Annotated in this window: 12 protein-coding genes; 11 read left to right on the top strand and 1 reads right to left on the bottom strand. The window is 72.6% G+C overall.

Going from position 1 to position 12,047, the window contains the following annotated elements; all coding sequences use genetic code 11:
• Window positions 1-7: 7 nt before the first annotated feature.
• Both sp36 and NUH29_RS08450 read left to right on the top strand, forming a co-directional pair.
• The gene (sp36, locus tag NUH29_RS08455) at window positions 8-172 is read left to right on the top strand and encodes a Sp36 family protein (RefSeq protein ID WP_258798635.1); all 165 of its coding nucleotides are present in this window, start codon (window positions 8-10) and stop codon (window positions 170-172) included.
• The gene (locus NUH29_RS08450) at window positions 169-627 is read left to right on the top strand and encodes a RidA family protein (RefSeq protein ID WP_258798634.1); all 459 of its coding nucleotides are present in this window, start codon (window positions 169-171) and stop codon (window positions 625-627) included. Before sp36 ends, NUH29_RS08450 begins: the two co-directional genes overlap by 4 nt.
• 1 nt (window position 628) lies before the next feature.
• Here NUH29_RS08450 and acs read toward each other — a convergent pair whose 3' ends face one another.
• On the bottom strand, window positions 629-2,605 hold the full coding sequence (gene acs, locus NUH29_RS08445) for an acetate--CoA ligase (RefSeq protein ID WP_258798633.1): 1,977 nt from the start codon (window positions 2,603-2,605) through the stop codon (window positions 629-631).
• A gap of 312 nt (window positions 2,606-2,917) precedes the next feature.
• On the opposite strand from acs, the gene NUH29_RS08440 reads away from it, so the two are divergent.
• The 9 genes from NUH29_RS08440 (at window position 2,918) to NUH29_RS08400 (ending at window position 12,037) form a co-directional block, all read left to right on the top strand.
• Window positions 2,918-3,982, top strand: coding sequence for a TadA family conjugal transfer-associated ATPase (locus tag NUH29_RS08440; RefSeq protein ID WP_373317448.1), 1,065 nt, complete (start codon window positions 2,918-2,920; stop codon window positions 3,980-3,982).
• Window positions 3,979-4,908: a type II secretion system F family protein gene (locus NUH29_RS08435; RefSeq protein WP_258798631.1), complete on the top strand. Its 930-nt coding sequence runs from the start codon at window positions 3,979-3,981 to the stop codon at window positions 4,906-4,908. Before NUH29_RS08440 ends, NUH29_RS08435 begins: the two co-directional genes overlap by 4 nt.
• A 120-nt stretch (window positions 4,909-5,028) precedes the next feature.
• A complete protein-coding gene (locus NUH29_RS08430; protein ID WP_258798629.1) occupies window positions 5,029-5,220 on the top strand; it encodes a DUF4244 domain-containing protein in 192 nt (63 codons plus the stop codon).
• The gene (locus NUH29_RS08425) at window positions 5,198-5,548 is read left to right on the top strand and encodes a TadE family protein (protein ID WP_258798628.1); all 351 of its coding nucleotides are present in this window, start codon (window positions 5,198-5,200) and stop codon (window positions 5,546-5,548) included. The genes NUH29_RS08430 and NUH29_RS08425 overlap by 23 nt, the downstream gene beginning before the upstream one ends.
• Window positions 5,545-5,904 carry an Rv3654c family TadE-like protein gene (locus NUH29_RS08420; RefSeq protein WP_258798627.1) on the top strand — a complete coding sequence of 120 codons (360 nt, stop codon included), beginning with the start codon at window positions 5,545-5,547 and terminating at the stop codon, window positions 5,902-5,904. Before NUH29_RS08425 ends, NUH29_RS08420 begins: the two co-directional genes overlap by 4 nt.
• Before the next feature lie 96 nt (window positions 5,905-6,000).
• Window positions 6,001-8,712 carry a type I DNA topoisomerase gene (gene topA, locus NUH29_RS08415; protein WP_373317447.1) on the top strand — a complete coding sequence of 904 codons (2,712 nt, stop codon included), beginning with the start codon at window positions 6,001-6,003 and terminating at the stop codon, window positions 8,710-8,712.
• Window positions 8,713-8,714: 2 nt separating this feature from the next.
• A complete protein-coding gene (tmk, locus tag NUH29_RS08410; protein WP_258798626.1) occupies window positions 8,715-9,338 on the top strand; it encodes a dTMP kinase in 624 nt (207 codons plus the stop codon).
• Between the two features lie 9 nt (window positions 9,339-9,347).
• The gene (locus NUH29_RS08405) at window positions 9,348-10,499 is read left to right on the top strand and encodes a DNA polymerase III subunit delta' (protein WP_258798624.1); all 1,152 of its coding nucleotides are present in this window, start codon (window positions 9,348-9,350) and stop codon (window positions 10,497-10,499) included.
• On the top strand, window positions 10,496-12,037 hold the full coding sequence (locus tag NUH29_RS08400) for an alpha/beta hydrolase (protein WP_258798622.1): 1,542 nt from the start codon (window positions 10,496-10,498) through the stop codon (window positions 12,035-12,037). The genes NUH29_RS08405 and NUH29_RS08400 overlap by 4 nt, the downstream gene beginning before the upstream one ends.
• The last annotated feature ends 10 nt before the right edge of the window (window positions 12,038-12,047 follow it).

Raw genomic sequence — 12,047 nt, 5'->3', positions numbered from 1 at the left:
CCCAAAAGTGCCGACCTGGGAATATCTCACCACGCCGTTGCTCATCCACAACACGACCGCGATCCTCAACAACTGGGGTTCCCAGGGCTGGGAGCTCGTCCAGATCGTCACCGGGCCGGAGGGCGGGCTCGTCGCCTACCTGAAGCGCCCCATCGAAGGAGAGAACGCATGACCGTCGCCGACCGCCTCGCCGAACTGGGCCTCGCCCTGCCGCCCGTCGTGAAGCCCGTGGCGGCCTACGTGCCGGCGCAGGTATCCGGCAACCTCGTCTTCACCGCGGGCCAACTGCCGATGATCGGCGGCGTGCTTCCGGCGGTCGGAAAGGTCGGATCCGAGATCGGCGCCGACGAGGCGAAGGAGTTCGCCCGTGTGTGCGCCCTCAACGCGCTCGCCGCGGCCGAGAGCGTCATCGGCTCGCTCGACCGCGTCACGCGCGTCGTGAAGGTCGTCGGCTTCGTGGCATCCGCCCCCGACTTCACCGGCCAGCCCGGTGTGATCAACGGCGCCTCCGAACTGCTCGGCGAGGTCTTCGGCGAGGCCGGAGCCCACGCCCGCTCCGCGGTCGGCGTCGCCGTGCTCCCGCTCGACGCGCCGGTCGAGGTGGAGCTCATCCTCGAGTTCGCGTAGGTCAGTCCTCGGCGGGGGCTCCGGTGCGGAGCTTGTCGCTGATGATCTGCATCACGGAGGTGTCGGCGAGCGTCGTCGTGTCGCCGATCGCGCGTCCCTCGGCGACGTCGCGCAGCAGGCGGCGCATGATCTTGCCGGAGCGCGTCTTCGGCAGCTCGGTCACGATGTAGACGTCGCGGGGTCGCGCGATCGCACCGATCGCCTGCGAGACGTGGCCGCGCAGCAGCTGCACGAACTCCTCGTCGCTGTGCTCCTCGCGGTGCGACTGCTTCACGATCACGAACGCGACGACCGCCTGACCGGTGGTCTCATCCGATGCGCCCACCACCGCCGCCTCGGCGACCATCGGGTTGCCGACGAGCGCCGACTCGATCTCGGTCGTCGACAGCCGGTGCCCCGACACGTTCATGACGTCGTCGATGCGGCCGAGCAGCCAGATGTCGCCGTCCTCGTCGACGTGCGCACCGTCGCCCGCGAAGTATCGCCAGCCCTGATCCCGGAACTTCTCCCAGTAGGTCTCGACGAAGCGCTCCGGGTCGCCCCAGATGCCGCGCAGCATCGACGGCCACGGCTCCCGCACCGTCAGCAGGCCGCCGTTCGGCGGGTCGACGCGGGTGCCGTCGTCGGCGAGGATGTCGATCGTCACGCCCGGCTGCGGCACCTGGGCGCTGCCCGGCTTCAAGGTCGTGACGCCCGGCAGGGCGGAGATCATGATGGCGCCCGTCTCGGTCTGCCACCAGGTGTCGACGATCGGGGTGTCGCCGCCGCCGATGATGTCGCGGTACCAGACCCACGCCTCCGGGTTGATCGGCTCGCCGACCGACCCGAGCAGGCGGATGCTCGACAGGTCGAACCCCTGCGGGATCTGGCGCCCGAGCTTCATGAAGGAGCGGATGGCGGTGGGCGCCGTGTAGAGGATCGTCACCCGGTACTTCTCGATGAGCTCCCACCAGCGCCCCGGGTGCGGGGTGTCGGGGGTGCCCTCGTACATGAGCTGGGTGGCGCCGTTGGCGAGCGGGCCGTAGACGACGTAGCTGTGCCCGGTGACCCATCCGATGTCGGCGGTGCACCAGTACACGTCGGTCTCGGGGTGCAGGTCGAAGACGTCGTGGTGGGTCGCTGCGGCCTGGGTCAGGTAGCCGCCGCTCGTGTGCAGGATGCCCTTCGGCTTCCCGGTGGTACCGGAGGTGTAGAGGATGAACAGCGGGTTCTCGGCCTCGAAGCCGCGCGCCTCGTGGTCGAGGTCGGCGTCGGCCATCGCCTCGTCCCACCACAGGTCGCGACCCTCCGTCCAGGCGACCTCGTTGCCGCCGCGCTTCACGACGACGACGTGCTCGACGCTCGTCTCGCCCTCGAGCGCCGCATCGACGGTGGCCTTGAGCGGGAACACCTTGCCCTTGCGGTAACCCCCGTCGGCGGTGATGACGAGCTTGGCCTCGGCGTCCTCGATGCGGGCGCGCAGGCTCTCGGCGCTGAAGCCGCCGAAGACGACGGAGTGGACGGCGCCGAGGCGGGCGACGGCGAGCATCGCCACGACGGCCTCCGGCACGACCGGCATGTAGATGGCCACCCGATCGCCCTGGCCCACGCCGAGCGCGGCGAGGGCGTTGGCGGCGCGCTTCACCTCGGCGGTGAGCTCGGCGTAGGTGATGCTGCGGGAGTCGCCGGGCTCGCCCTCCCAGTGGATGGCGACCCGGTCGCCGTTCCCGGCGAGCACGTGGCGGTCGAGGCAGTTGTAGGCGACGTTGAGGGTGCCGTCGGCGAACCACTTCGCGAACGGCGGGTTCGACCAGTCGAGCACCGTCTGGAACGGCGTGTGCCAGTGCAGCTCGCGGGCACGGTCGGCCCAGTAGCCGAGCCGATCCTCCGCGGCGCGTTCGGAGAGCTCGGGCCCGGCCACGCGGTCCGCGACGAACGCGGGGTCCGGCGCGAAGCGGCGGGTCTCGGTGAGCAGGCTGTCGATCGAGTTCTGGGACATCTTCATCCTTGTGTCGATTCGCGACCGTGCCTGGTAGTCGCGCGGAATCCTCCGGTGAACGACCCGATCCTATCGGCACCCGCGCGGCGGTCTCGGGTCGACCGGGGCCGCGTCGGCCAGCGGTGGCGGGCGGGCGGACGAGCGGGTCGGCGAGCGGCGGAATTCGTCCGTTGCAGAGGGGGGCTCTTGCAGTAGACTCTGGGCACCGAGCGTAACCTCTCGGATTTCGCGGCATCGGATTCCCCCCAAATAACGGTGCTGCGGTGGCGGCGCCCATTCCCCCCAATTGGGCGCCGCCCCTCCGTATAACCGGTGCGGTCGTGCGTGCCGCTCCTCCTTCTCCGCGCCTGCGTGGGTCCATCCACCGATGCGGCGGACGCGCTCCACGAGGCGTCAGCCGTCGGGCAGCGTCGCCGTATGTCCGCCGATCGCGTCCCGCTTCGCCGGCTCCCCGAGCGGGTGTCGTTCGGGCCGCTCGCGGCGGCGGTCGCCGACCCCGAGGCGACGGACGTGTTCCTCAATCCCGACGGCTCGGTCTGGGTGGATCACGGTGACGGGGCGCGGCCGGTGCCCGGGTTGCGGGTGCCGGCAGGGGAGGCGCGCGAGCTCGCCGTGCGGCTCGTCGCGGCGGGAGGCCGTCATCTCGACGACGCGACGCCGGCGGCCGATGTGCGGATCGGGGGCGGCATCCGGGTGCACGGGGTGCTGCCGCCGATCTCGCCCGATGCGGCGGTGGTCTCGATCCGGCTGCCTCGCGACGACGGACTCGACCTCGACGCGCTCGAGGCCCGCGGCATGTTCGCCTCGGTGCCGCGGGCGCTGGTCGACGACCTCGTGCGCCGCCGGGCCAACGTGCTCGTCACCGGAGCGGGCGGATCCGGCAAGACGACGCTCCTCGGCGCGATGCTCGCGAGCGCCCCCGCGGCCGAGCGTCTCGTGGTGGTCGAGGATGTCGCCGAGCTCCGCATCCCGCATCCCCACGTCGTGCGGCTGGAGGCCCGTCAACCGAACCTCGAGGGTGCGGGTGCGGTCGGCCTCGACCGCCTCGTCCGGGAGGCGTTGCGGATGCGCCCCGATCGCCTCGTGGTGGGGGAGTGCCGTGGGGCCGAGCTCCGGGAGCTGCTGACGGCGCTCAACACCGGCCACGACGGCGGAGCCGGCACGCTGCACGCCAACTCGCTCGGCGATGTTCCGGCGCGCCTCGAGGCGCTCGGCGCGCTCGCGGGGTGGTCGGCATCCGCTCTCGCCCGGCAGGCGGTCAGCGCCGTCGACGCGGTGCTGCAGCTCGGGCGGAGCCCCGACGGCACCCGGGGCATCCGCGAGGCGGGGCGGCTGCGGCTCACGGGTCGGGGGCGGCTCGTCGCGGAGCCCACGTGAGGCTCCGGTTGCGGTCGACGACCGCCGCTCCCGCATCCGCGGCCGGGTTCGACGACGTCGCGGACGCGGTCCACCGTCTGGCCATCCTGCTGGCGGCCGGGCTGGAACCGCTGGCCGCTCTGCGCGCGCTCGAGCCCGCCCCGCCGCCGATCGCGGCCGCGGCCGCCTGCGAGGGACCGATGGAGGTTCCGGGAGCCCTGCTCGCCGCGGCGGGCGCGGGGGAGGCGGCGGGCGGCTGGGCCTATCTCTCCGCGTGCTGGAGCATCGCGACCGAGGTCGGCGCGCCGCTCGCGCCCGCGCTCGAACGAGCCGCCGACACCCTGCGCGCTCTCGCCGATGCCGAGCGGCAGGTGGATCTGGCGCTCTCCGGGCCGCTCGCGACGGCCCGGACCGTGGCGCTGCTGCCGCTCGCGGGGATCGGGATGGCCCTGCTGATCGGGGCGGACCCGATCGGCGTCGTGGTGGGCACCGTGCCCGGGGCGCTCTCGGCCGCGCTCGGCACGGCGGTGTTGCTGCTCGGCATCCGCTGGAACCGCCGCCTGGCGGGCGCGGCCCGCGTGTCCGACCCGCTCGCCGGGCTCGGGCACGAGCTGCTGGCCCTCGCGCTCTCGGGGGGCGCCGCCCCCGACACCGCCCGCGCGCGGGTCGCCGCTGCGGCCCGCCGCGTGGGCGTGCCGATCGACCTCGACGCCGCGGAGGCGTCGCTCGGCTTCGCGGTGCGTGCCGGCGTTCCGATCGCGACACTGCTGGGGGCCGAGGCCGCGCGGTGCCGGCGGCTGGCGCTCGCCGAGGTGCTGCAGCGTGCGGGGCTGCTCGGCACCCGGCTGCTCGCGCCGCTGGCGCTGTGCTTCCTGCCCGGGTTCGTGCTGCTCGGGGTGGTGCCGCTCATGATCGGGATCCTGCGCGACGCGCTCGCCGGCTTCTGATGCGTCGTCCCCCGTCGAGCAGCGGAGCGCGCGTCCACGGGCCGGGTGCGAGCGAGCCCGCGGTCGACGGATTCGACCGACCATGGTGTCGTCGTGCCGACACCGAGACAGGGAGTCCCCATGAGAAACCGCATCCTGCGCCGGCTGGCCGCACGAGCTTCCCGCGACGAGGGCGCCGCCACCGCCGAGTACGCGATCACGATCATGGCCGCGGTCGGCTTCGCCGGCCTGCTGGTCGTGATCATGCGCTCGCCCGAGGTGCAGCAGATCCTGACCGACCTCGTGCGGAATGCGCTCGCGTTCGGCGGCTGACGACCGCGGAGGGGTCGCGGCCGAGTTCGCGGTCGCGCTCCCGGCCGTCGTGCTCGTGCTGGGGCTCTGCGTCGGAGCCGTCGGGGTCGGATCCCAGCACGTGCGACTGCAGGACGCGGCGGCCGACGCCGCGCGCGGCCTCGGACGCGGTGAGAGCGCCGGGCAGGTGACAGCACGCGCGGCGGCGGCGTTCCCGGGGGTTCGACTCCGCTCGTGGACCGGGGGAGATCTGGTGTGCGCACGCCTCACGGCGGCGGCCCGGGGCCCCGCCGCCGTCGCGGGCCTCGAGCTCGCGGCCGAGAGCTGCGCGGTGGACGGCGGGCGGTGACGGTCTCCCGGGGTGGGCGTCGGCCACGCGCGGATGCGGGGTCGGGGGGCGTGCTCGCGATCGCGATCGTCGGCACCACGGTCGTGACCGCCCTCGCCGGGCTGTCGATCGGCTCCGCACTGGCCGTGCGGCAGCGGGCGGTGGCCGCGGCCGACGCCGCCGCGCTCGCGGCGGCCGACGCCCTGCTCGGCGCCGTGCCCGGCGATCCGTGCGCCCTCGCCGCCGAGGTGGCCGCAGCGCACCGCGTGGCTCTCGCGGCGTGCGAGCTCGGCGGAGCCGAGGCGCGGGTCGTCGTGTCGACCGAGGCGCTCGGTGTGCCGATCTCCGTCGGATCGCGGGCCGGTCCGACGCCCTGACGGGTCCGCATCCGCGGGACCTTCGACCTGCGCGACCACGAGCCCCGGCTCGGACTGTATGTGTATGGTGTGCTCCGGATAGAGGAGGAACCCCCAGTGCCCAGCAAGAAGCTCGTGATCGTCGAGTCGCCGGCCAAGGCGCGCACGATCGCGCAGTACCTCGGCGACGGATACGAGGTGCAGGCCTCCGTCGGGCACATCCGCGACCTCATCGACACGAAGGACCTTCCGCCGGAGCTCAAGAAGGGCAGCCTCGGCAAGTTCTCGGTCGACGTCGACAACGGCTTCGAGCCGTACTACGTGGTCTCCGACAGCAAGAAGAAGACGGTGTCGGAGCTCAAGCGCGCGCTCAAGGACGCCGACGAGCTCTACCTCGCGACGGATGAGGACCGCGAAGGGGAGGCGATCGCCTGGCACCTGCTCGAGGTGCTGAAGCCGAAGGTCCCCGTCAAGCGCATGGTGTTCCACGAGATCACGAAGGATGCGATCCAGCGCGCCGAGCAGAACCCGCGCGAGCTCGACACGGCGCTCGTCGACGCGCAGGAGACCCGCCGCATCCTCGACCGCCTCTACGGCTTCGAGGTGTCGCCGGTGCTCTGGCGCAAGGTCGGCCCGGGCCTGTCCGCAGGCCGCGTGCAGTCGGCCGCCACACGACTCGTGGTCGACCGCGAGCGCGAGCGGCTCGCGTTCGTGTCGGCCAACTACTGGGATCTGTCGGCCGCCTTCACCCCGACGGATGCCGACTCCGCATTCAGTGCCAAGCTCGCGCGCCTCGAAGGGCGCCGTATCGCCCAGGGCGGCGACTTCGACGACACCGGGGCGCTGAAGGCCGACGCGATCGCGCTCGACGAGCGCGCCGCCGACACCCTCGTCGACGCGCTGCGCGCGCCCACCGCGACCTTCACCGTCGCGAAGCTCGAGACGAAGCCCTACTCGCGCAAGCCCGCCGCACCCTTCACCACCTCGACCCTCCAGCAGGAGGCCTCGCGCAAGCTGCGCTTCTCGGCCCGCATCACGATGAGCCTCGCCCAGTCGCTCTACGAGAACGGCTACATCACCTATATGCGCACCGACTCGACCACGCTCTCGCAGCAGGCGGTCGACGCGGCACGCAACCAGGCCGTCAAGCTGTACGGCGCGGACTCGATCCCCGAGAACCCCCGCGTCTACTCCTCGAAGTCGAAGAACGCCCAGGAGGCCCACGAGGCGATCCGCCCGTCGGGCGACGTCTTCCGCACCCCCTCCGAGCTCAGCTCGCAGCTGCGCGGCGACGAGTTCAAGCTCTACGACCTCATCTGGAAGCGCACCGTCGCCTCGCAGATGGCCGACGCGAAGGGCTCGACCGCCACGGTCACGATCGCGGCCGACGGCGGCGAGGGCGCACACGCCGAGTTCACCGCATCCGGAACCGTCATCACCTTCCGCGGCTACCAGGCCGCCTACGAGGAGGGGCGCGACGAGGTGCGGGGCGCCGAGGCGGAGGCCAGCGCCAAGTTGCCGCCGCTCGAGGAGGGGCAGGCCCTGAGCGTCGCCGAGCTCGAGGCCAAGGGCCACGACACGACGCCACCCCCGCGCTACACCGAGGCGAGCCTCGTGAAGGCGCTCGAGGAGCTCGGCATCGGCCGGCCCTCGACCTACGCCTCGATCATCTCCACGATCATCGACCGCGGCTACGTCACCCCGCGCGGCCAGGCGCTCGTGCCCAACTGGATCGCCTTCAGCGTGGTGCGGTTGCTCGAAGACCACTTCTCGGAGCTCGTGGAGTACGACTTCACCGCCGAGATGGAGGACGACCTCGACAAGATCGCCGGCGGCGAGGCCGACCGGGTGGACTGGCTCACCCAGTTCTACTTCGGGGGCGGCGAGCACCCGGGCCTGCGCGAGATCGTCGACAACCTCGGCGACATCGACGCCCGCGCCATCAACTCGATCCCAATCGACGACGGCGTCACCCTGCGGGTCGGAAAGTACGGCCCCTACCTCGACGTGGTCGAGGAGGGTTCGGAGACCACCCGCAAGATCAACCTGCCGGAGGGCCTCGCGCCCGACGAGCTGACCCCGGCGAAGGCCCGCGAGCTCATCGAGGCGCCCGTCGTCACCGACCGCGTGCTCGGCGAGAACCCGGCGAACGGCAAGACGATCGTCGTGAAGGACGGGCGCTACGGCCCGTACGTGACCGAGCTCGCGCCCGAGCCCGAGGCGGCACCGGTCGAGGAGGTCGCCGTCGACGCGGCGACGGGCGAGGTCCTCGACGCGAAGCCGAAGAAGAAGAACACCAAGAAGACCGCCGCGGTGAAGCCGCGCACGGCATCCCTCTTCAAGGACATGGAGCCGGCGACGGTCGACCTCGACACCGCGCTCAAGCTGCTCGACCTGCCGCGCACCGTCGGCGAGGACCCGGAGTCGGGCGAGCCGATCACCGCGCAGAACGGGCGCTACGGCCCCTACCTCAAGAAGGGCACCGACTCGCGCTCGCTCGAGAGCGAGGAGCAGATCTTCACGATCGAGCTCTCGGCGGCCCTCGAGATCTTCGCCCAGCCCAAGTACGGCGCCCGCCGCGCCTCGAGCGCCCTCAAGGAGTTCGAGGCCGACCCGACCAGCGGCAAGCCCATCCGGGTGCGCGACGGACGTTTCGGTCCGTACGTCACCGACGGGGTCACCAACGCGACGATCCCGCGCGGCGTGACCGTCGAGGAGGTCGACTTCGAGCGGGCGGTGCAGCTGCTCGCCGACAAGCGCGCCAAGGGACCCGCCAAGCCGAAGACGACCTCGCGCGCCCGCAAGCCGGCGGCGGCGAAGAGGCGCTGACGGTGGCGCGCGGGCTGTTCCTCACCTTCGAGGGCGGCGACGGCTCCGGCAAGTCCACCCAGTCGGCGCTCGTGACCGAGTGGCTCACCCGGCAGGGTCGCACCGTCGTGCACTCGCGCGAGCCGGGCGGCACCGAGCTCGGCGTCGAGCTGCGGGAGATCATCCTGCACCGTCGGGGCTACATCGCCCCGCGCGCCGAGGCGCTGCTGTACGCGGCCGACCGCGCCCAGAACATCGCGACGGTGGTGCGGCCGGCGCTCGAGCGCGGCGACATCGTGATCCAGGACCGCTACCTGGACTCGTCCGTCGCCTACCAGGGTGCGGGGCGGGTGCTCGACCCCGATGAGGTGCGCGAGGTCTCGCTGTGGGCGACCGAGCGCCTGCTGCCCGACCTGACGATCCTGCTCGATCTCGACATCGAGACCGGGCGCGCCCGCCTCGACGACGCCCGCACCCGCTACGACCGGCTCGAGGCCGAGGCGGCCGAGTTCCACCACCGCGTGCGCGAGGCGTACCTGGCGCTCGCCGAGGCCGAGCCCGAGCGCTTCCTCGTGCTCGACGCGACGCGTCCCGTCGCCGAGCTCGCCGAGGCCATCCGGCACCGGGTGTCGGAGCTGCTCGCGTAGTCTCCCACTGTGGGCATCTGGGACGAGCTGACCGGTCAGGCGGACGCGATCGCGACCGTGCGCGCCGCGGCCACGGGCGACGGGCTCGCCCACTCCTGGCTCATCACCGGTCCCCCCGGGTCGGGACGGTCGACGCTCGCGTACGCCTTCGCGACCGAGCTGCTGGCACGCCCCGAGGTGCCGGGCGACCTCGAGCACACCGCCGCGCAGGTCGCCGCGCGCACCCACCCCGACATGGCGGTCCTCACCACCGAGGCCGTCATCATCAAGATCGAGGACGTGCGGCGTCTCGTCGCCGCGAGCCAGTTCTCGCCGGCCGTCGGCCGCCACCGGGTCATGGTCATCGAGGACGCCGACCGCATGACGGAGCGCACCTCGAACGTGCTGCTCAAGGCGCTCGAGGAGCCGCCGGAGCGCACCATCTGGATCCTTTGCGCCCCGAGCGAAGCCGACCTGCTGCCGACGATCCGCTCCCGGGTGCGCTCGGTGCGACTGCGGGTGCCGAGCGTCGACGACGTCGCCGAGCTCATCTCGCGGCGCGACGGCATCAGCCTGCCCGAGGCCACCCGCGCGGCGCGCGAGGCGCAGGCGCACATCGGCATGGCGCACCGCCTCGCGACCGACGAGCAGGCCCGCACCCGCCGCCGCCGCACGATGGAGCTCGCCCTCGGCATCCGCAGCGTCTCCGCCGCGGTGCTCGGCGCCGCGGAGCTGCTCGAGCTCGCCGGGCAGGACGCCCAGGCCATCACCGCGGAGCGGGATGCCGAGGAGCGCGAGCAGGCGCTCCGCTCGCTCGGGGTGGAACCCGGGGGCACCGTCCCCCCGGCGCTCCGCGCCCAGCTGAAGGCTCTCGAAGAGGATCAGAAGCGTCGCGCGACCCGCAGCCTGCGCGACGGCATCGACCGGATCCTCGTCGACCTGCTCTCGCTCTACCGCGACGTGCTGCTGCTGCAGCTCGGCGTCGACATCGAGCCCGTGAACCTCGCGATCTATGCGGAGCTCGCGCAGGCGGCCACGCGGGCCACCCCGGCCGAGACACTCGCCACCCTCGACGCGATCACCGAGGCCCGCACCCGTATCGAAGGCAACGTCGCGCCCGCGCTCGCGCTCGAGGCGATGCTCGTCACGGCCATCCGGCGCGTCCCGGCGGCGTCGCGGTGAGTCGGCATGGTCGCGGGCGCGCCGCGCGCGCCCTGCTCGCGTTCGTCGCGGTGAGCGTGCTGCTCACCGGATGCGTGTCGTGGTTCCAGGCGCCCCGCCCGTCGGCGACCTCCACGCCCACCGGCGAGCAGGTGTCCGCCGAGCTGGCGCCCTACTACCACCAGGTGCTGCGCTGGACCGGATGCGGTGGGGGCCTGCAGTGCGCCACCGCGACCGCCCCGCTCGACTGGGACGACCCGGGCGCCGACACCATCGAGCTCGCGCTCATCCGTCAACCCGCCACGGGTGGCGCCGCGCAGGGCTCGCTGCTCATCAACCCCGGCGGTCCGGGTGGCTCCGGAGTCGGCTTCATCCGCGACTCGATCGACTTCGCGGCGAGCGACACCCTGCAGCGCGACTTCGACGTCGTCGGCTTCGATCCGCGCGGGGTCGGCGCGTCGACCCCGATCGACTGCACGGCGGACGACGCCGCGCTCGACGACTACATCTACGGCATCGTGCCGGGCGAGCGCGGCTCCGACGCCTGGATCGCGGCGAGCGCGCAGAAGAACGCCGCGTTCGGCCAGGGGTGCCTCGAGCACAGCGGACAGCTGCTCGCCCACGTCGACACCGAGAGCGCGGTGCGCGACCTCGACATGCTGCGCGCCGCCCTCGGCGACGCCGCCCTCGACTACCTCGGATACTCCTACGGCACCTACCTCGGCGCGCGCTACGCCGAGCGCTTCCCCGACAAGGCGGGGCGCCTGGTGCTCGACGGCGCACTCGACCCGTCGGCGACCGAGTTCGACGTGACGCTCACCCAGGCGGTGGGATTCGAGAGCGCCCTCACGGCGTACCTCACCGACTGCCTCGACCGCGACGACTGCCCGTTCACGGGGTCGGTGGATGCGGCCCGTGCGCGCATCGCGGGCCTGCTGCACGAGCTGGACGCGCATCCGCTGACCGCCGACGACGGGCGGCGTCTCGGTGCCAACACCATGTTCAGCGCGATCATCCTGCCGCTCTACAACGAGGGCAACTGGAGCTATCTCGACGAGTTGTTCACCGACACCGTCGCGGGCGGCACCGACACGGCCTTCTTCCTCGCCGACGTCTACAACGATCGCGAGAGCGACGGCAGCTACTCCTCGAACGGCACCGAGGCGTTCATCTCGATCAACTGCCTCGACTATCCGAGCGACGCGGACCCGGCCACGATGCGCAGCGAGGCCGCGGAGCTCGAGGAGCAGGCGCCGGTGTTCGGACCGTGGATGGCGTACGGCGGCACCCTGTGCCCGCAGTGGCCGTTCCGGTCGACGGTCGAGCGCGGGCCGATCACCGCCCCGGGGTCGCCCGACATCCTCGTCGTCGGCACCACCAACGACCCGGCGACCCCCTACGTCTGGGCGCAGGCGCTCGCCGGCCAGCTGGAGCACGGGCATCTCATCACCCACGTGGGCGAGGGGCACACCGCCTACGGCGAGAGCGAGTGCGTGACCCAGGTGGTCGACGCGTTCCTCGTCGACGGCACGGTGCCGGCATCCGACCCCATGTGCTGAGACCGCCGAC

Origin of the sequence: Protaetiibacter mangrovi, from assembly GCF_024752305.1 — a bacterium.
Taxonomy (GTDB): domain Bacteria; phylum Actinomycetota; class Actinomycetes; order Actinomycetales; family Microbacteriaceae; genus Homoserinibacter; species Homoserinibacter mangrovi.
Note: the sequence above shows the minus strand (reverse complement) of the source record. Positions and strands in the feature narration are given on the sequence as shown.